This is a genomic window from Streptomyces sp. NBC_01198, assembly GCF_036010485.1.
Taxonomy (GTDB): Bacteria; Actinomycetota; Actinomycetes; order Streptomycetales; family Streptomycetaceae; genus Actinacidiphila.
Genome location: NZ_CP108568.1, coordinates 1,608,193 through 1,627,135, shown reverse-complemented (window position 1 = coordinate 1,627,135; position 18,943 = coordinate 1,608,193). Strand labels below are relative to the sequence as shown.

General features: G+C 73.8%; 17 protein-coding genes and 2 tRNA genes. 7 read left to right on the top strand and 12 right to left on the bottom strand.

What is annotated here, in order from left to right; all coding sequences use genetic code 11:
- The first annotated feature begins 63 nt into the window (after window positions 1–63).
- Window positions 64–417, top strand: coding sequence for a chorismate mutase (locus OG702_RS07360; RefSeq protein ID WP_327288047.1), 354 nt, complete (start codon window positions 64–66; stop codon window positions 415–417).
- A gap of 68 nt (window positions 418–485) precedes the next feature.
- A tRNA-Leu gene (locus tag OG702_RS07355) sits at window positions 486–570 on the top strand.
- A 76-nt stretch (window positions 571–646) separates the two neighbouring features.
- On the opposite strand, the gene OG702_RS07350 is transcribed toward OG702_RS07355, so the two are convergent.
- The 3 genes from OG702_RS07350 to OG702_RS07340 form a co-directional block, all read right to left on the bottom strand.
- A complete protein-coding gene (locus tag OG702_RS07350; RefSeq protein ID WP_327293116.1) occupies window positions 647–1,003 on the bottom strand; it encodes a hypothetical protein in 357 nt (118 codons plus the stop codon).
- Between the two features lie 79 nt (window positions 1,004–1,082).
- Window positions 1,083–1,985, bottom strand: a complete 903-nt coding sequence (locus OG702_RS07345; protein ID WP_327288046.1) for a carbohydrate kinase family protein — start codon at window positions 1,983–1,985, stop codon at window positions 1,083–1,085.
- On the bottom strand, window positions 1,982–2,911 hold the full coding sequence (locus OG702_RS07340; protein ID WP_327288045.1) for a pseudouridine-5'-phosphate glycosidase: 930 nt from the start codon (window positions 2,909–2,911) through the stop codon (window positions 1,982–1,984). The genes OG702_RS07345 and OG702_RS07340 overlap by 4 nt, the downstream gene beginning before the upstream one ends.
- Before the next feature lie 147 nt (window positions 2,912–3,058).
- Here OG702_RS07340 and OG702_RS07335 point away from each other — a divergent pair.
- Window positions 3,059–3,132: transfer RNA gene (locus OG702_RS07335), tRNA-Met, on the top strand.
- 102 nt (window positions 3,133–3,234) lie between these two features.
- Here the strand turns inward: OG702_RS07335 and OG702_RS07330 are convergent.
- The 7 genes from OG702_RS07330 to OG702_RS07300 form a co-directional block, all read right to left on the bottom strand.
- Window positions 3,235–3,864 (bottom strand): TetR/AcrR family transcriptional regulator, encoded by a 630-nt coding sequence (locus OG702_RS07330; RefSeq protein WP_327288044.1) that lies wholly within the window; start codon window positions 3,862–3,864, stop codon window positions 3,235–3,237.
- A complete protein-coding gene (locus tag OG702_RS07325) occupies window positions 3,852–4,592 on the bottom strand; it encodes an enoyl-CoA hydratase family protein (protein WP_327288043.1) in 741 nt (246 codons plus the stop codon). Before OG702_RS07325 ends, OG702_RS07330 begins: the two co-directional genes overlap by 13 nt.
- An 81-nt stretch (window positions 4,593–4,673) precedes the next feature.
- Entirely contained in the window at window positions 4,674–5,864 is a 1,191-nt protein-coding gene (locus OG702_RS07320; protein WP_327288042.1) for an acyl-CoA dehydrogenase family protein, read from the bottom strand.
- Window positions 5,861–7,873 carry an ATP-binding protein gene (locus OG702_RS07315; RefSeq protein WP_327288041.1) on the bottom strand — a complete coding sequence of 671 codons (2,013 nt, stop codon included), beginning with the start codon at window positions 7,871–7,873 and terminating at the stop codon, window positions 5,861–5,863. Before OG702_RS07315 ends, OG702_RS07320 begins: the two co-directional genes overlap by 4 nt.
- 37 nt (window positions 7,874–7,910) lie before the next feature.
- Entirely contained in the window at window positions 7,911–9,500 is a 1,590-nt protein-coding gene (locus OG702_RS07310) for an acyl-CoA carboxylase subunit beta (RefSeq protein ID WP_327288040.1), read from the bottom strand.
- Window positions 9,497–10,294: a TIGR03084 family metal-binding protein gene (locus tag OG702_RS07305; protein WP_327288039.1), complete on the bottom strand. Its 798-nt coding sequence runs from the start codon at window positions 10,292–10,294 to the stop codon at window positions 9,497–9,499. The genes OG702_RS07310 and OG702_RS07305 overlap by 4 nt, the downstream gene beginning before the upstream one ends.
- 271 nt (window positions 10,295–10,565) lie before the next feature.
- Window positions 10,566–11,528 (bottom strand): acyl-ACP desaturase, encoded by a 963-nt coding sequence (locus tag OG702_RS07300; RefSeq protein WP_327288038.1) that lies wholly within the window; start codon window positions 11,526–11,528, stop codon window positions 10,566–10,568.
- A 213-nt stretch (window positions 11,529–11,741) separates the two neighbouring features.
- On the opposite strand from OG702_RS07300, the gene OG702_RS07295 reads away from it, so the two are divergent.
- Both OG702_RS07295 and OG702_RS07290 read left to right on the top strand, forming a co-directional pair.
- Window positions 11,742–13,382 carry an ABC-F family ATP-binding cassette domain-containing protein gene (locus tag OG702_RS07295; RefSeq protein ID WP_327288037.1) on the top strand — a complete coding sequence of 547 codons (1,641 nt, stop codon included), beginning with the start codon at window positions 11,742–11,744 and terminating at the stop codon, window positions 13,380–13,382.
- A gap of 124 nt (window positions 13,383–13,506) precedes the next feature.
- Window positions 13,507–13,914 carry a hypothetical protein gene (locus tag OG702_RS07290; RefSeq protein ID WP_327288036.1) on the top strand — a complete coding sequence of 136 codons (408 nt, stop codon included), beginning with the start codon at window positions 13,507–13,509 and terminating at the stop codon, window positions 13,912–13,914.
- 106 nt (window positions 13,915–14,020) lie between these two features.
- Here the strand turns inward: OG702_RS07290 and OG702_RS07285 are convergent, their stop codons facing one another.
- Window positions 14,021–16,036: a putative Ig domain-containing protein gene (locus OG702_RS07285; RefSeq protein WP_442814325.1), complete on the bottom strand. Its 2,016-nt coding sequence runs from the start codon at window positions 16,034–16,036 to the stop codon at window positions 14,021–14,023.
- A 312-nt stretch (window positions 16,037–16,348) separates the two neighbouring features.
- On the opposite strand from OG702_RS07285, the gene OG702_RS07280 reads away from it, so the two are divergent.
- Together OG702_RS07280 and OG702_RS07275 are read left to right on the top strand one after the other, a co-directional pair.
- Window positions 16,349–17,164 (top strand): TrmB family transcriptional regulator, encoded by an 816-nt coding sequence (locus OG702_RS07280; RefSeq protein WP_327288035.1) that lies wholly within the window; start codon window positions 16,349–16,351, stop codon window positions 17,162–17,164.
- A gap of 78 nt (window positions 17,165–17,242) precedes the next feature.
- Window positions 17,243–18,133, top strand: a complete 891-nt coding sequence (locus tag OG702_RS07275) for a DMT family transporter (RefSeq protein WP_327288034.1) — start codon at window positions 17,243–17,245, stop codon at window positions 18,131–18,133.
- A gap of 40 nt (window positions 18,134–18,173) precedes the next feature.
- Here OG702_RS07275 and OG702_RS07270 read toward each other — a convergent pair whose 3' ends face one another.
- A complete protein-coding gene (locus OG702_RS07270; protein WP_442814696.1) occupies window positions 18,174–18,929 on the bottom strand; it encodes an enoyl-CoA hydratase/isomerase family protein in 756 nt (251 codons plus the stop codon).
- Window positions 18,930–18,943 lie beyond the last annotated feature (14 nt).

Genomic DNA, 18,943 nt, shown 5'->3' with positions numbered 1-18,943 from the left:
CGTGTCATAGGGTGATCGGGACCGTGCAGCCGTGCACCACGGACCTACCAGGATGGCACCGAGATGAGCGACCAGCCGACCGCCGAGCACACCCTGGTGGGTGACGAGCAGGCACTGCGGCGCCTGAGGGAGCTGCGCGGCAGCATCGACAACCTGGACGCGGCCCTGGTGCACCTGCTGGCCGAGCGCTTCAAGTGCACCCAGCAGGTCGGCGAGCTCAAGGCCGCCCACGACCTGCCGCCCGCCGACCCGGCCCGCGAGGCCGACCAGATCGCCCGGCTGCGCCGCCTCGCCGAGGACGCCAGGCTCGACCCGGCCTTCGCCGAGAAGTTCCTGAACTTCATCATCGACGAGGTCGTCCGCCACCACCGCGCGATCGCCGCGCGCCCCCAGCAGGGCGACGGGAATCGCAGGTGAGAAGCACTGCCGATCCTTGGTATCGTGGTCGGTGTCACCACGGCCCCGCGGCCGCGGCGGCACACCCGGTCCGGGTGGCGGAATGGCAGACGCGCTAGCTTGAGGTGCTAGTGCCCTTTATCGGGCGTGGGGGTTCAAGTCCCCCCTCGGACACTTACCGGTCGTGGCAACGACCATTCGTCAGCGCTTCAACTCCTCAGCGCAAGAGCCGTCGGCGGTGCCGACGGCGTCACCGCAGGTCGGTGATCTCCGGCGCGAAGACCGTACCGAGCGGCTCAGGACCCACGTACTGCTGGCAGTTGCACTGCTGGGGCTCGTACTGCAGCGGCTTGCGGTCGGCGTCCCACAACGACGGTGCCTCGACCACCTCGTGGCACTTGCCGTCGTCCTTGCCGTGCATCGCCAGGTGGTGGGTGCAGCCGCAGACCGGTTCCGGCGGGCGGTTGGCGGCGCTCAGCTCACGCTGCCGGCGCTCCTGGGCCTTGATGAGTTCGAGCTTGCGCCGGTGCCGGATCTTCGCCGCGGCGCTGATCTTGTCGCCCACGAAGCCGCCGCCGAACAGCAGAACCGGAATAATCCACCACAGATTGTCCACGCCGACCACCCCGTCCCGTTGTACGTGCCAGCATATCGTCGCCGATGGACGGTTGTTCGAGCCTTCCGGGTCACGGAGCGGCCGGCCGTCCGCCCACCGCCATGACGGCCTCGGCGCCGCTCCGGCAGCCGGCCGCCAGCGCCTCCGCGAGATCCGCGCCCGCCAGCCGGGCCGCGAGCAGCCCCCCGGTGAAGGCGTCGCCCGCCCCGGTGCTGTCAACGGCGGTCGCCGGCACGGCGGATGCCCGAGCGCTGACCCGCCCGCGGGTCGCGGCCAGCGCGCCGCCCGCGCCGAGCGTCACCACCACGGTGCCGCAGCGGCCGCTCAACCCGGCCGCCGCGGCGGCCGGTTCCGCGGTACCGGACAGCAGCGCCGCCTCGTCGGCGTTCGGCAGCAGCAGGTCCGTGCCCGCGACCAGGTCCAGGAAGCGCGGTACCCCGAGGCCGCGCAGAAAACCGGCGGACGCCGGGTCGACGCTCACCGGCAGGCCGCGGGCGCGGGCCGCCGCGCCGGCCAGGGCGGCCAGCTCCCGGCCCGGCTCGCAGAAGAACAGGTAGCCGGAGAGGTGGACATGGCCGATCCCGTCGAGCAGCGCCTCGTCCCAGTCGGCCGGCCCGAGCCGGAAGGCGGCGCCGCTGTCGGTGACCAGGGTGCGTTCCGCGGCGGCGTCGACCAGCGCGATCACCACCGCGGTGGGCTGCTCCCGGTCGACCCGCAGCACCGGCTCGACGCCGGCCGCCGCCAGGGCCGCGCGGTGCCAGTCGGCGGAGTCCGCGCCGACCCTGGACAGCAGCCGCACGTCAGGCGCGCCCCGATGGGCGGCCCAGCAGGCCACGTTGGCGCCCGCGCCGCCCGGCAGCACCGCGATACGGGCCGCGGTGTCGGTGTCCGCGGCCAGCGGCTCCGCGTGCCGGGCCACCACATCGGTCACGGTGTCGCCGACCACCAGCAGCCCGCGGCCCGCCCGGCTCACGGCCGCCGCGACCAGGCCACGGCGATGTCCCCGGCCAGCGCCACGTTGCCGCGCACCGCGGCGAGATTCGCCTCCAGCGAGGCGCCCTCGGTGTGCTCGGTCAGATACGCCAGCAGATACGGCGTGATCGCCTGCCCGGTGACACCCTCGCGCTCCACCGCCGCCAGCGCCTCGGCCAGCACCCGGTCGTGCAGGGCGCGGTCGAGCTGGTGCTCGGCGGCCACCGGGTTGGCCACGATCAGGGCGGCGTCGTGGCCGCCGAGCGCGTCCTGGCCGCGCATCACCGCGGCCACCTCCCCGGCGTCCCGCACCGTCCAGTCCACCGGCTCACCGGAGTCGGTCAGGTAGAACCCCGGGAAGCGGCCGGTGCCGAAACCGACGACGCCGACGCCCAGCGTCTCCAGCCGCTGCAATGTGGCGGGCACGTCCAGGATCGACTTCACACCCGCGCACACCACGGTGATCCGGGTACGGGCCAGCAGGGCCAGGTCGGCGGACTCGTCCTGCACCTCGGTCCACCCCCGGTGCACCCCGCCGAGGCCCCCGGTGCCGAACACCCTGATCCCCGCACGCGCCGCCAGGAACGCGGTGCCCGAGACCGTCGTCGCGCCGCTCACCCCTGCCGCCATCGCCGGCGCCAGGTCGCGAAAGCCGAGCTTGCGCATGTCCGGGTCCTGGGCGACCCGCTCGACCTCGCCCTTCGTCAGGCCCACCCGGGGCACACCGTCGATCACCGCGACGGTGGCCGGCACCGCGCCGGCCTTCCTGACGAGCTCCTCCAACTCCCGGGCCACCCGCAGGTTGCGCGGTCTCGGCAGGCCGTGGGCGATGATCGTCGATTCCAGCGCCACCACGGGCTGCCGGCGGCTGAGGGCGTCTGTCACCTCGGCCGAGGTCACGACCCCGGCCGCCCGTTGATTCTCCATGCCCCCTACCTGGCACTCTCCGCCCGCCCCCAAACATCCGAAGCCCGCCCCGGACCCCGCAGGGCACCCCCGGCCCGGCTCGGCGGGAGAGGCGCGGGGAAAGGATTTGGCCTGAGCGCGCCTGACGCGTAGTGTGATGTTCACCGACGCGGGGTGGAGCAGCTCGGTAGCTCGCTGGGCTCATAACCCAGAGGTCGCAGGTTCAAATCCTGTCCCCGCTACTGCACGGAAAGGCCCGGTGCCCTCAGGCACCGGGCCTTTGCGCTGCCCGCCGGCGCGACCGCGCCCGCGGACTCGACGGCCGCCACCGCACGCACCCCGGGTCAGTCGCGGAGCGCCTGGTCGAGCACCGCGGCCCATTGCCGGACGATCCGGCCGCGCCGGGCCGAGTCGTCGCTGAGGAGATTGGCCAGGCCGAGGCCGCGGGCCATGTCCAGGGTCGCCTGCACGGTCTCGCGCACGCCCGGCCGGGACTCGTCGGCGCCGAGGAAGTCCACGGCGAGACGGTGCGCCTCGCGCCCGATCCGCGCTTCGAGCGCGGTCACCCCGGGCCGCAGCCGCTCCTCCGCGGTGGCGGCCGTCCACAGGTGCAGGGCGGCGCGGAAGAGCGGGCCGGTGTGCACGGCGACCAGCATGTCGACCACCGCGTAGGTCCGGTCGGGGCCCTCGCGGGGCAGTGCGAGGGCGCGTTCGCGTACCGCGGTCAGCCACTGCTCCGCCATGTGCCCGATCGCGGCGGTGAACAGCTCCTCCCTGGTGGGGAAGTGGTGCTGGGCCGCGCCGCGGGACACCCCGGCCCGGGCGCAGACGACCGCGACCGTACTGCCCGACCACCCGTGTTCGGCCAGGCAGGACACCGCGGCCTCCAGGACGCGCAGCCGGGTGGCGCGACTGCGGTCCTGCTTGGGGAAGCGGTCGGGGGAGGCGGCGGCCCCGGCGGCTAGCACGCCCATGGCGGGTCCCGGCGTTCCAGTGCGGCCCTGATGCCCTCGGCGGCCTCCGCCGACGCGAAGAGCCGCGCGCTCTGCTCCTGCAGTCCCGCCGCGGTGCCGGCGATCCGCTGTCTGAGCAGCGCCGTGCTGATCTCCTTGGACGCCGCGAGCCCCTGCGGCGAGGCCGCCCGCAGCCCGGCCAGGATCCCGTCGAGCGCCTCGTCCCACGCGGTGACCAGGCCGATCCTGACCGCCTCCGCGGTGCCGAAGGTCTCGCCGGTGAGCAGGTAGCGGGCCGCGGCCCGCGGGTCGGCCCGCGCCAGCACCGGGATCGAGGCGACCGAGGCGGCGAGGCCGAGGCGTACCTCGGTGAAGGCGAAGGTGGCCGCCTCACCGGCCACCGCGATGTCGCAGGCCGCCAGCAGCCCGAGGCCGCCCGCCCTGACGTGCCCGTCGGCCCGCGCCACCACCGGCTTGGCCAGGGCGGCGATCCGCTCGATCAGCGCCACGAGCAGCTTCGGCCCGCCGCGTACGCCGTCGGCCTTGAGGTCGGCGCCCGCGCAGAAGGTGGTGCCGGTGTGGGTGAGCAGGACGGCCCGCACCTCCGGATCGGCGTCCGCGCTGTCCAGGGCCTCGGTGAGCTCGGCGATCAGCGCGGCGGACAGGGCGTTGCGGTTGTGCGGTGAGTCGAGCGTGAGCACGGCTATGGCACGTTCGGTGTGCCGGCGCACCAGCGGCTCATCGGGCACGGGGGTTCTCCTTCACCTCGGGTGGGCGGCGGGCGCACGCCGGTGGCCGGTCGCGGGGGGCGGTACGGGGACGGGTCCTGGTCAGTACGACTTGGGCAGCCCGAGGCTGTGGTGGGAGACGAAGTTGAGGATCATCTCCCGGCTGACCGGGGCTATCCGGCCCACCCGGGAGGCGGTGAGCAGTGACGCCAGACCGTACTCCGTGGTCAGGCCGTTGCCGCCGAGGGTGTGCACGGCCTGGTCGACGGCCCGCGCGCACGCCTCCGCTGCCGCGTACTTGGCCATGTTCGCGGCCTCGCCCGCGGCCATGTCGTCGCCGGCGTCGTAGAGGTAGGCGGCCTTCTGCATCATCAGCCGGGCGAGTTCCAGCTCGATGTGCGCCTGCGCCAGCGGGTGGGCGATGGCCTGGTGGCCGCCGATCGGGGTGGACCACACCTGCCGGGTGCGGGCGTAGTCGACCGCGCGGTCGACGGCGTAGCGGCCCATGCCGATCGAGAAGGCGGCGGTCATGATCCGCTCGGGGTTGAGCCCGGCGAAGAGCTGCAGCAGCCCCGCGTCCTCGTCGCCGACCAACGCCTCGGCGGGCAGCGCCACATCGTCCAGGAAGAGCTGGAACTGCTTCTCGGGCGCCGACAGCTCCATCTCGATCGGCCGGAAGTCGAAGCCGGGAGTCTCCCGTTCGACCAGGAACAGGCACGGCTTGAGCCGTCCGGTGCGGGCGTCCTCGGTGCGGCCGACGATCAGCGTGGCGTCGGCGATGTCGACACCGGAGACGAAGACCTTGCGGCCGGTCAGCAGCCAGCCGCCGGTGTCCGGGTCGCGGCGGGCGGTGGTGGTGATGCGGTGCGAGTTGGACCCCGCGTCGGGCTCGGTGATGCCGAACGCGATACGCAGCGAGCCGTCCGCGAGCCCCGGCAGCCAGCGCTGCCGCTGTGCGTCGGTGCCGAACCTGGCGATGACCGTGCCGCAGATCGCCGGGGAGACGATGAGCAGCAGCAGCGGGCAGCCCGCCGCCCCCAGCTCCTCCAGCACGATCGACAGTTCGGCCATCCCGCCGCCCCCGCCGCCGTACTCCTCCGGCAGGTTGACGCCGAGGTAGCCGAGGCCGCCCGCCTCCTGCCACAGCTCGTCGGTCTGCTTGCCGGCCCTGACGGCCGCCGTGAAGTAGTCGCGGCCGTAGCGGCGGCCGAGGGCGCCGACGGCCTCGCGCAGGGCGCGCCGCTCCCCGGTCTCCAGCAGGGCGCTGTCGAAGGTGCTGCGGACGGTGGTCATGGTCCTGTCTCCTCCCTCTCCTCCTTGACGACGGCCAGTACGGCGCCGAGTTCGACCTGGCGGCCGACGTCGGCGGTGAGTTCGAGCAGCGTCCCGGCGGTCGGGGCGGCGACCACGTGTTCCATCTTCATCGCCTCCAGCCACAGCAGCGGCTGCCCCGCCTCGACCCGGTCGCCCGGGGTGAGGCCGGCGGTCCTGACGACGGTGCCGGGCATCGTCGCCCGCAGCGAACCGGGCGCGGCGGACTGCCCGGGGTCGGGGAAGCGCGGCAGCACGGTGAGCGCGGCGGACCCGAACGGCGAGTCCACGAAGGTCCGTTCCGGGTACACCGCGATGTCGAAGGTCCGCCGGACCCCGTCGATCTCCAGCGCGACCCGGTCCGCGGCGGCACTCACCAGGCGGACGCCGTCGAAGCCCTCCGCGGTCAGCCCGTCCCGGTCCAGCCGGTAGCGGATGTCGTACGCCCGCCCGCCCGGTTCACCCGCGTAGCGCTTGAGCTGCGGCTGCGAGGGGACGTTCCGCCAGCCGCCGAGGCGTACCGGCACCGGCGCGCCGGCCGCTCCCGTACGCCGGGCGGCGTCCGCGAGCGCGGCGGCCAGCGCGGCGAGCCGCTCCCGGTCGTCGGCAGGTCGCGGAGCCTCCTGACCGGCGAGGCCGAGCGCGGCGGCGTGCCGTTCGAGGAAGGCCGTGTCCAGCCGCCCGGCGGCGAAGTCCGGATGGCGCAGCGCGCGGACCAGCAGGTCCCGGTTGGTCACCGGGCCGTGCAGCCGCGCCCGCTCCAGCGCGTGCGCCAGCCGGCGGACCGCCTCGGCGCGGGTCGGCGCCCAGGCGATCACCTTGGCCAGCATCGGGTCGTAGTGCACCCCGATCCGCTCGCCGCCGGTCACCCCGGAATCCAGCCGCAGCCCCGCCTCCCGCCCCGGCGGCACGCCGAACTCCGCGTCCACGCCGGGTATCTCCAGCCGGTGCAGCCCGCCCGGCTGCGGCTGCCAGCCGCGCGACGGGTCCTCGGCGCACAGCCGGGCCTCCACCGCGTGCCCGCGCGGCCGCGGCGGCCGCGGTGGCAGGGCCGCGCCCTCGGCGATCCTGATCTGCCACGCCACCAGGTCGAGCCCGGTGACGCACTCGGTGACCGGATGCTCCACCTGGAGGCGGGTGTTCATCTCCAGGAAGTACGGCCGGCCGTCCGCCGCCACCAGGAACTCCGCGGTGCCCGCGCCCCGGTAACCGATCGAGCGGGCCGCACGCTCGGCCGCCTCGTGCAGCCCCGCGCGCAACGCCTCGGTCAGGCCGGGCGCCGGGGTCTCCTCGATCACCTTCTGGTGCCGCCGCTGCAGCGAGCAGTCCCGCTCGCCGAGCACCCACACCGTGCCGTGCCCGTCGGCCAGCAGCTGCACCTCGACGTGCCGGGCGCCCTCGACATACGGCTCGACGAAGACCTCCCCGTCGCCGAAGGCCGCCGCCGCCTCGGCCCGCGCCGCCGCCAACTCCCCTTCCAGGGCCGCGACGTCGCGCACCACCCGCATCCCGCGGCCGCCGCCGCCCGCGGCGGCCTTCACCAGCACCGGCAGATCCGCTCCGGTGACCGCCGCCGGGTCGAGCGCCGCGAAGACCGGCACACCGGCCGCCGCCATCAGCTCCTTCGCCCGGGTCTTGGATCCCATCGCCTCGACCGCCGCGGCCGGCGGACCGATCCACACCAGGCCGGCGGCGACGACCGCCCGCGCGAAGCCGGCGCTCTCCGACAGGAAGCCGTATCCCGGGTGCACCGCGTCCGCGCCCGCCGACAGGGCCGCGGCCACCAGCAGGTCCGCCCGTAGATACGTCTGGGCGGGCGCGTCACCCGGCAGCCGCACGGCGGCGTCGGCCTCCACCACGTGCGCGGCGGCCGCGTCCGCGTCGGAGTGCACCGCGACCGTGGCGATGCCCAGCTCGCGGCAGGTGCGGAAGACCCGCCGGGCGATCTCGCCCCGGTTGGCCACCAGCACAGAACCGATCGGCGTGCCCACAGGCCCGCCCCCTCCCTCTCACCGACGCAGACCACCGTCACATCCGGAAGACCCCGAAACCGCCGCGCGCTCCCTCCACCGGCGCCCCGTGCACCGCCGACAGGCACAGGCCGAGCACCGTACGGGTGTCGCGCGGGTCGATCACGCCGTCGTCGTAGAGCCGCCCCGACAGGAACATCGGCAGCGACTCCGCCTCGATCTGCTGCTCCACCGCCGCCCGCAGCCCCGCGTCCGCGTCCTCGTCGTAGGGCAGCCCGCGCGCCGCCGCCGACTGCCGGGCGACGATCGAGAGCACCCCGGCGAGCTGGCTGGGGCCCATCACCGCGGACTTGGCGCTCGGCCAGGAGAACAGGAAGCGCGGCTCGAAGGCCCGCCCGCACATCCCGTAGTGCCCGGCGCCGTAACTGGCGCCCATCAGAACCGAGATGTGCGGGACCCGCGAGTTGGAGACCGCGTTGATCATCATCGCGCCGTGCTTGATGATGCCGCCCTGCTCGTACTGCTTCCCGACCATGTAGCCGGTGGTGTTGTGCAGGAACAGCAGCGGGATGTCCCGCTGGTTGGCCAGCTGGATGAACTGCGCGGCCTTCTGCGACTCGGGGCTGAAGAGCACGCCCTGCGCGTTGGCCAGGATGCCGACCGGATAGCCGTGCACCTCGGCCCAACCGGTCGCCAGGGACGGCCCGTACAGCGGCTTGAACTCGTCGAAGGCCGAGCCGTCCGCGATCCGCACGATGACCTCGCGCGGGTCGAAGGGGGTGCGCAGGTCGCCCGGCACGATGCCCAGCAGGTCCGCCGGGTCGAACAGCGGCGCCGCCGGGTGCGGACGTGGACCGGGTCCGGGCTTGCGGATGTTGAGCCGCGCCACCACCCGGCGGGCGATACGCAGCGCGTCCGGCTCGTCCAGGGCGAAGTGGTCGGCCAGGCCGGAGATTCTCGCGTGCATGTCGGCGCCGCCCAGCGACTCGTCGTCGCTCTCCTCGCCGGTGGCCATCTTCACCAGCGGCGGGCCGCCGAGGAAGACCTTCGCGCGCTCCTTGACCATGATGACGTGGTCCGACATCCCTGGGATGTAGGCGCCGCCCGCGGTGGAGTTGCCGAAGACCACCGCGACCGTCGGGATGCCGGCCGCGGACAGCCGGGTCAGGTCGCGGAAGAGGGCGCCGCCCGGGATGAAGATCTCCTTCTGGCTGGGCAGGTCGGCGCCGCCCGACTCCACCAGGCTCACCACCGGCAGCCGGTTGGCGAAGGCGATCTCGTTGGCCCGCAGCGCCTTCTTCAGCGTCCACGGGTTGCTCGAACCGCCGCGCACGGTCGGGTCGTTGGCCGTCACCACGCACTCGGTGCCCTCGATCACGCCGATCCCGGTGACCAGCGACGCGCCGGTGGTGAAGTCGCTGCCCCAGCCGGCCAGTGGCGACAGCTCCAGGAAGGGCGTGTCCGGGTCGAGCAGCAGCTCGATACGCTCCCGGGCCTGCAGCTTGCCGCGGGCGCGGTGCCGCTGCCGATACTTCGGGCCGCCACCGGCCAGGGCGTCGGCGTGCGCCGCGGCCAGTTCGGTGAGCCGCGCGGTCATCGCGGCGGCCCGCTCGGCGAAGTCCGTGCCGCGGACGTCGAGGGACGTCATCCCGCCGCTCCCCGCGACGGCTTCCGGCTGTCACCCGGCGGCCCCGCGAAGGCCTGCACCAGCGACAACCAGGCGTCGGCGTCCGGGCCGTGCGCCTCAAGCCGCACGTCGTCGCGATGCCTGCGGCGTACCGCAAGCAGGCAGAAGTCCAGCGCGGTCCCGGTCACCCGCTGGGCGGCGTCGTCCGGGCCGAAGGTCCACAACGAGCCGTCAGGGGCGGTCAGTTCGACCCGGAACTCCTCCGCGGGCGCAGGTCTGCCGTGCACGGAGAAGGCGAAGTCCCTTGCGCGCACGCCGATGCGGGCCACGTGCCACAGCCGGGCGGTCGGCTCCCGCCGCACGCCGAGGGTGTCCGCGACGTCCTCGCCGTGTGCCCAGGTCTCCATCAGCCGGCCCGTCGCCATCGACGCGGTGCTCATCGGCGGCCCGAACCAGCGGAAGCGGACGCCTTTCGGCTGCGACGCCAGCGCCTCGGACAACCGGTCGCGGCCCTCCCGCCACCGCGCAAGCAGCTCGCCCGGCGGCAGGGCCGCGCCCTGACGGGCGCCGTCGTCCACGTAGGTGTCGAAGTGCGCCGCGGCCGCGTCGAACTCGCGGGCGAAGGCCTCGGGTTCGGTCACCGCCAGCAGGGCGCGGTGGTCGGTCCAGGCCAGGTGGGCGATCTGGTGCGCGATCGTCCACCCCTCGGCCGGGGTCTCGCGCCCCCATGCCGCCGGTTCCAGCTCCGCCACCAGGGCGTCGAGGCCGGCGGTTTCTGCGAGCAGGTCGTCCAGGACCGGTGTTTCCACGGGCACCCCCAGTTCGGCGTGTCCCGAGGGTCCCAGCGGACCCGGAATCAATCAAGCCCGCACGCTTGGATTTCGTCGCCAACGCCGTTCTCGGCCGGCGTGCGCCTTACGGCGACGCCGCCGCGGCGGCGGGCCAGAGCTGCCGGTGGGGCGGGCCGGGCGTCAGAACCTCCGTTGGGGTGGGCCGGACGCCAGAACCGCCGGTGGGGCGGGAACCACCCGCCCCACCGGCCGGCGGCCCGCAGGGCGCCGGCCGGGCGCCCCGCGGGGCGCGGGATCAGGCCTTGGCGCGCCGCGCCAGCAGGGTGGCGCGCTTGGTGTCGAACCGCACCGCCTGCTCGTTCAGGCCGCCCATGAAGAGGCCGAGCTCCTCCTGGGCCCGCAGCCCCTCCGGGCCGAGGCCCGAGACCTCGAGCACCTTGAGGTGCCGCAGCACCGGCTGCAGCACGTCGTCATGGTGGATCCGCAGGTTGTAGATGCCGCCGATGGCCATCCGCGCCGCGGCCCGCTCGAAGCCGGGCATACCGTGGCCGGGCATCCGGAAGGCGACGACGACGTCGCGGATCGCCTGCATCGCCAGGTCGGGCGCGAGCTGCAGCGACGCGGCCAGCAGGTTGCGGTAGAAGACCATGTGCAGGTTCTCGTCGGTGGCGATCCTGGCGAGCATCCGGTCGCACACCGGGTCGCCGGACTCGCGGCCGGTGTTGCGGTGCGAGACCCGGGTGGCGAGCTCCTGGAAGGCCACGTAGGCCACCGAGTGCAGCATGCTGTGCCGGTGGTCGTGCTCGAAGCCCTCCGACATGTGCATCATCCGGAAGCGCTCCAGCTCGACCGGGTCGACGGCCCTGCTGGTGAGCAGGTAGTCGCGCATGACGATCGCGTGCCTGCCCTCCTCCGCGGTCCACCGGTGGACCCAGGTGCCCCAGGCGCCGTCGCGGCCGAAGAGCGTGGCGATCTCGTGGTGGTAGCTGGGCAGGTTGTCCTCGGTGAGCAGGTTGACCACAAGAGCTATCCGGCCGATCGCCGAGACCTTGGACTGGTCGGGCGCCCACGCCTCGCCCTCCATGACGCCGTCGAAGTTCCGGCCGTCACTCCACGGCACGTACTCGTGCGGCATCCACTCCTTGGCCACCCCCAGGTGCCGGTTCAGCTCGCGCTCGACCACCTCTTCCAGTGCGTGGAGGAGCGCTGCGTCACTCCAGACATCCGGTCGGGCGAGGTGGGGCGAGGTAACGGTCACGGGGGCTCCTGGGGACGGAGGGGGACAGTACGGGGGGATCAGCGGAGACAGCGGGGACGGCGAAAACACCTACGCTGTCGTAAGTTACGCAACCGTAGGTTAAGGCGGCGTAAGAAGGCAACCCATGCGCCCGCCTGCGAAGATCGTGTCTGCCGGGCGCCGGCGCCGGTCGCCTCGCCGCGCTCGCCGGCAGCCGCTAGGATCCTGGGCCTGATGAGTGCCACCCTTGTAGCCAGGAATCTCGCCGCAGGACATGGCGACCGCGCGCTGTTCTCGGGCCTCGACCTGGTGGTCGGGCCCGGTGACGTCATCGGTCTCGTCGGCGCCAACGGTGCCGGCAAGTCGACGCTGCTGCGGCTGCTCGCCGGTCTCGACACCCCGGAGGACGGCACGCTGCGGCTCAGCCCCGCCACCGCCACCGTGGGCCATCTGCCGCAGGAACCCGACCGCTCGGACAACGGCGAGACGGTTCGGGACTTTCTGGCCCGCAGGACCGGTGTCAGCGCGGCCCAGCAGGCACTGGAGGCGGCCACCCAGGCGCTGGTCGACGGAGCGCCCGGCGCGGACGACGCCTACGCGGTGGGCCTGGAGCGCTGGCTCGCGCTCGGCGGCGCCGACCTGGACGAACGCGCGGCGGAGGCCACGACCTCGCTGGGCCTGGGCATCAGCCTCGACCAGGAGATGTACGCCCTGTCCGGCGGCCAGGCCGCCCGCGCCGGGCTCGCCTCGCTGCTGCTCAGCCGCTACGACGTCTTCCTGCTCGACGAGCCCACCAACGACCTCGACCTGGACGGCCTGGAGCGGCTGGAGAAGTTCGTCACCGGCCTGCGCGCCGGCACCGTCCTGGTCAGCCACGACCGGGAATTCCTCACGCGCACCGCCAACCGGGTGGTGGAGCTGGACCTGGCACAGCATCAGGTCGCGGTCTACGGCGGCGGGTACGCCTCGTATCTGGAGGAGCGGGCCACCGCCCGTCGGCACGCCAGGGAGGAGTACGACGAGTACGCCGACACCAAGGCGGGCCTTGAGGCCAGGGCACGCATGCAGCGCGGCTGGATGGACAAGGGCACCCGCAACGCCCTGCGCAAGGCGCCCGACAACGACAAGATCGCCCGCAAGGCGCGCGCGGAGGGCAGCGAGAAGCAGGCGGCCAAGGCCCGGCAGACCGAGCGCCTGATCGAGCGGCTGGACACGGTCGAGGAGCCGCGCAAGGAGTGGGAGCTGCGGATGGAGATCGCCGCGGCGCCCCGGGCCGGCGCGGTGGTGGCCACCCTGAGCGGCGCCGAGGTCCGCCGCGGGGACTTCCGCTTCGGCCCGGTGGACCTGCAGATCGACTGGGCCGACCGGGTCGCGATCACCGGCGCCAACGGCTCGGGCAAGTCCACCCTGCTGGCGGCACTGCTCGGCCGCCTGCCGCTGGACCGGGGCCGCAGCGCGCTCGGCCCCGGTGTGCTGGTCGGCGAGGTCGACCAGGCGCGCGGCCTCTTCCGCGGCACAGAACCGCTGCTCGACGCCTTCCGCGGCCCGGCGCCCGACCTGGACCCGGCCGCGATCCGCACCCTGCTGGCGAAGTTCGGCCTCAGGGCCGACCACGTGATGCGGCCGGCGGCCACGCTGTCGCCGGGGGAGCGCACCCGGGCGGCCCTGGCGCTGCTGCAGGCCCGCGGGGTCAATCTGCTGGTGCTCGACGAGCCCACCAACCACCTCGACCTGCCGGCGATCGAGCAGCTGGAGGCGGCCCTGGCGGCGTATCAGGGCACCCTGCTGCTGGTCACCCACGACCGGCGGATGCTGGACGCGGTGCACACCACCCGGCGGATCGAGGTCGCGGGCGGCCGGATCACCGAGGCCTGACCCCGGACCGCACGGATCGCCAGGCAGGAGTGGGAAGTCCGGGGCGAGAACACCGGGAACCCGATCGCGCCCGCCTGCGTCCCACCCTTGACCGCCGCGAAACGGTCACGGGAGGAGGACGGTGATGCGCCATCGGATACCTGCTGCCGCCGTCGCGGGCGCCGTCGCCGTCACCGTGCTCGCGGCGGGCTGCAGCTCGGCGTCCGGGGTGCGGGTGGTGCCCCCGGACCCCGCGGGCGGTACGGACGTCTCCGCGGACTGCGGCGACGTGGTCCTCGACCTGTCGAGCAAGGACACGCCGGGGAAGATCTGCCTGAGCGTCGGCAGCACGCTCCGGCTGCGTTTCGGCGAGCGGGGAAATACCGCGGCCGAGTCGGGTGGGGCGTTGACCGAGGTCTCGTCGGGTGTCTACCGGGGTGCCGCCGTCGGCGACGCCACCCTCAGCGGCAGCCGGCGGGCCTGTCCGGACGAGCCCGGCGGGATGTCCTGCCTGGCCATCGTGCCGTGGAGCATCACGGTCGACGTCCGATGAACGCCCCGGGCGGCAGGGTGCGTCCGGGACGGCGAAGGACCCGGGCCGGCAGTGGGGGCCGGTCCGGGTCCGCCGATCGCTCAGCGATACCGCGGTGCCGTGTGTGTCAGCTGACGTTGACGGCGGTGTCGTCGATGAGGAACGAGGTGGCCAGGGAGGAGTCCTCGGTCCCGGTGAACTTCAGGGTGACGGTCTGGCCGATGTAGGGGGTGAGGCTGACGGTGCGCTGGACGTAGCCGGTGCCCTTGTTGATGTTGGAGTAGGAGGCCACGGTGGTGGTGCCGGCTGCGACGGTGAGCTTGTCGTAGGCGGTGGTGGTGGTGGTCTCGCTGGAGTCGACGTAGAGGTAGAAGGTGAGGGTGGCGCTGGTGCAGCCGGCGGGGATGGTGACGGGCTGGGAGAGGGTGTCGGTGTGGGTGGTGCCGTAGCCGTCGAGCCAGGCCTTGTAGGAGCCGGCGTGGGCGGGGGCGTCGGTGCTGCTGTCGATGACTCCGCTGGAGGAGGTCCAGCCGGTGGCGCCGCTTTCGAAGCCGGGGTTGGCCAGGAGTTGGCCGGCGGTGCAGCCGCCGCCTCCGCCGCTGCTGGTGACGGACCAGGTGAAGGACGCGGTGCCGGTGGCGTTGGTGGAGTCCTTGGCGGTGACGGTGACGCTGTAGGTGCCGGTGGTGGCGGAGGTGGTGCCGGAGATCAGGCCGGTCGAGGAGCTGATCGACAGACCCGGCGGCAGACCGGTCGCGGTGTAGGTCAGGGTCTGGCCGGACGCGGAGTCGGTGGCGTGGATCTGCAGGCTGACCGCGGTGCTCACCTTGGTGGACTGGTTGCCCGGGCTGGTGACGCTCACGGTGTTCCCGGTCGAGCCGCCGCTGGTGAAGGCGGCCGTGCCGTTCGGGGTGCCGAGGCCGGTCGGGCCGTCGTAACCCGCCTTCGCGGTGCACAGGTAGCTGCTGCCGCAGGAGCCGTTGGTGCCGGTGGTCACGTCGTTGAGCGCGCTGGTGTGCGCGTAGGGGTAGGAGGCCGGGGTGGTGCCCGCGGCCGGGGTGCCGGCCAGCGCGTAGACCGAGGCGATGATCGGCGACGAGGCGCTGGTGCCGCCGTAGACCTGCCAGCCGCTGGCCTGGTAGCTGTCGTAGACGGCCAGGCCGGTGGCCGGGTCGGCGACCGCGGAGACGTCGGCGACGGTCCGCCGGGCGCAGCCGGTGTCGGTCTGCCAGCTGGGCTTGGCGTCGTAGGCCGAGCAGCCCGAGCCGGCGCCGTCGCCGGTGGTCGAGCCCCAGACCTTCTCGGTCCAGCCGCGCGAGGTGCCGCTGGACCGGGACAGCGAGGTGCCGCCGACCGCGGTGACGTAGCGGGAGGAGGCGGGGTACTCGGCGCCGTAGCCCTCGTCGCCGGAGCTGACGGTGATGGCCACGCCGGGGTGGTTGAAGTACTGCGAGTCGGAGGTGGTGTCGCTGGAGTCCTCGTCGCCGCCGTAGCTGTTGGACACGTACTTCGCGCCCAGGGTGACGGCCCGGTTCACCGCGGTGCCCAGGTCGGCCATGCTCGCCGAGGTGGCCTCGACCAGCAGGATGTGGCACTGCGGGCACACGGCGCTGACCATGTCCAGGTCGAGCGAGATCTCACCTGCCCAGCCGGAGTCCGCTGACGGGTAGCTGGTGCCGCCGCTCTGGTTGACCTTCTTGAAGCAGCCGTTGGCCGTGGTGCAGGCCGGCAGGCCGTACTGGCTGCGGTACGTGCCCAGGTCGGCCTCGGCGCTCGGGTCGTCCTGCGCGTCCACGATCGCCACGGTGGCGCCGGAGCCGGCCGACGAGGGCAGCGCGTACGCGCCCTGCAGGTCGGTGGGGCCGTAGCCGGACGGGGTGGCGTCGGGGGAGATGCCGAGGTGGTGCACGACGTCGGTGCGCGCCAGGGCCAGGCACGACATCACGCCGGGCGTGGCCGGGGCCGAGCAGAGCCTGGTGGTGTGCGCGCCGGTGGCCGCGGCGGGGGTGGCCGCGGGGGTGCCGGCCGCGGACGGCGACGCGGCGGCGACCATGCCGCCGGTGACCAGCGCGCCGGCCGCGACGACCGCGACGGCGGCGCGGCGGACGGCACGTCTGATCCGGCCGGGATTTGTCAGCTGCAATGAACTGCCCTCCGATGGGGGGATCTGCTCCCGAGGGCGCCCGCGGATGATCTCTTTGTCAAGGTCATGACAACTGATCATGGAGCGGTGTCGCCTGGGACTTCGTGTGGCGCACGTTCACCGGTGATCACGTCGATGACTGTTGTCAACTTCCGTTCACTGCCACCCCGTTCAGTGGTGGCCGAGGTCGAAGGTAGTGAAACCATTCCCAAGGGACTACCGGGCAATGGCAAAGGCTTCCCCTCGAACCACCGTCGGCGGGCGGCCTGATCGCTTCCCCGCATGGATCAGCGCCGTATACCTTGTGGCGCCATGGACACCGAGGAAGAACCCGTCAACGACCTCGTCGCGCTCGGCCTGGCGCGCTACGAGGCGCGGGTCTACCTCGCGCTGGTCCGCCGCGAGTCGTATACGGCCGCGGAGGTCGCCCGCGCCGCCGACGTACCCCGGCAGCGGGTCTACGACGTGCTGGACGCGCTCGTCCGGCGCCGGCTGGCGGTCGCCCACCCGGGGCGGGTGGCGACCTTCTCCGCCATCGCGCCCGAACTGGCCGTCGCCCGGCTGATGACCCTCCAGCGCGAGCAGCTCGAACGCCTCGACCGGGTCTCGAACGCGCTGACCGCGGCGCTCGTCCCGGTCTGGGCGGACGGCCGCAACCACACCGTGCCGCTGGACTACGTCGAGATCCTGCGCGACCCCAAGTCCATCGCCGAGGCCTTCACCGACATCCAGGCGCACGCCGGCCACGAACTGCTCAGCTTCTGCAAACCGCCCTTCGTCGCCCCCGCCGCCAACACCCCCGGCATCAAGGTCGCCCGCCGGCTGCACCGCTCGGGGGGCACCGTGCGCGCCATCTACACCCATGAGGCGCTCGACGACGCGGACGTGCTGGAGAACGTCAGGCGCTTCGGCGCGGCGGGGGAGGAGTGCCGCTTCACCGCGGAGCTGCCGCTGAAACTGGTCGTCGCCGACGCCCGCCTGGTGCTGTGCGACATGCCGGACCCGGTCGCGGGCACCGGCACCACCACCGCGCTCTACATCGAGCACCCGGCGCTCGCCGCCTGCCTCCGGCTGGCCTTCCTGACCGTGTGGGAGAGCGCGCAGACCGTGCCGGGCACCCACGCGTGAGGCCGCCGGGCCGCAGGATCTGGCACCCCGGCCCGGCGTACTCGCATGTCGGAGGGGGTCCCGGGCTACAGTGAGCGGGTGGCTGTGTTCCTGCTCGGGCTGGGCGCCGCCTGCTGCCTCGGCTTCGGGTTCGTGCTGCAGCAGCGCGCGGCGGCGCGTGCCCCGCTCGCGGACTTCCTGTCCTTCCGGCTGCTGCTCGACCTGATCCGCATGCCCGACTGGCTGCTCGGCGTCGGGCTGATGGTCTGCGGCCAGATCCTGGGCGCGGTCGCCCTCGCGTACGGCGAGGTCTCGCTGGTCGAACCGCTCACGGCGACCAATCTGCTGTTCGCGATGGCGCTGTCCCGGCGGCTGAGCGGGCAGCCACTGGGGTGGAACGGCTGGTTCGGCGTGGTCGTGCTCGCGCTCGGCGTCACCGGCTTCATCGTGGCCGGCCGGCCACGCGGCGGCGGCCCGGAAGCCGGCGCCCTGCGGCACTGGCTGGTCTTCGGCATCGTCGCCGGCCTGGCGATGCTGCTCACCCTCAAGGCCCGCAGACTGCCCCGGTCCGGCGAGGCGGCACTGCTGGGCCTCGCGGCGGGCCTGCTCTACGGGCTGCAGGACTCGCTCACCCGGGTCTGCGGCCAGATCGTCGAGGACAGCGGCCTCGCCGTGCTCGCGGTGTCCTGGCAGCCGTACGCCGTCGGGGTGCTCGGGCTCTCCGGCATGCTGCTGGTGCAGAGCGCCTTCGAGATGGCCCCGCTGCGGATGTCGCTGCCCTCGCTGACGGCGGCGCAGCCGATCGCCGGCATCGTCTGCGGCGTCGGCTTCCTCGGCGACCGGCTCCGCTTCACCGCAGGACCGCTGGCCTGGGAGGCGGCTGGCCTGGCGGCGATCGTGGTCGGCGTGGTCCTGCTCGGCCGGCACCCCGCGATGCCGGCGGGCATCGCCGAGGAGGAACCGGTGGGCGCCAGCAGGTTCGACCCCTGACCGGCCGGGTGCGCCACCAGGCCTGGGGCGCTGACACCGCCTACGGGGACCAGGTGAAGTGCGGGTCGCGGCGGGTCAGGAAGGCGGTGGCGCCCTCCAGCGGATCGGGGCTGGCGGCGGCCTGCGCCGACCAGTAGGCCTCGCGGTCGGGGGCGGCAGTGCCCGCGGTGAAGTCCTTGGCGGCGTGCTGGGTCAGCCGGGAGCGGGTGGCGAGGAGCGCCGCGTATTCGGCGACCCGGGTGGCGAGCGCGCCGGGCGCCCACACCTCGTCGACCAGCCCGGCGCGCAGCGCGCGCTCGTGGTCGATCAGCTCGGCGGAGAAGAGCAGGTGCTTCGCGGTGGCCGGACCCGTCAGCCGTACCAGCCGGCGGGTGGAGGACGCGGGATAGACGATGCCGAGCCGCGCCGGCGTGACCCCGAACAGCGCGCCCCGCGCGGCGAAGCGCAGGTCGCAGGCCGCCGCGAGCTGGCAGCCGCCGCCCACGCAGTGGCCGCGCACCGCGGCCAGCGTCGGCTTGGGGAAGGCGGCGAGCGCCTCCTCCGCCGCGACCGCGGCCTCCTGGGCCGCCCGCAGCCCGGCGGCGTCGGTGAAGCCGCTGATGTCGGCGCCCGCGCAGAAGGTGTCGCCCGCGCCGGTGAGCACCAGCACCCGCACCGCGGGATCGGCCGCGAGCGGCGCCAGCAGGCCGGGCAGCGCCGCCCACATGGCCGGCGTCATCGCGTTGCGCCGGGCCGGGTTGGCGATGGTGACGGTCGCGGTGCCCGCCATGGTGCCGACCGTCAGTCCCGGCGGCATGGTCATGACGGCTC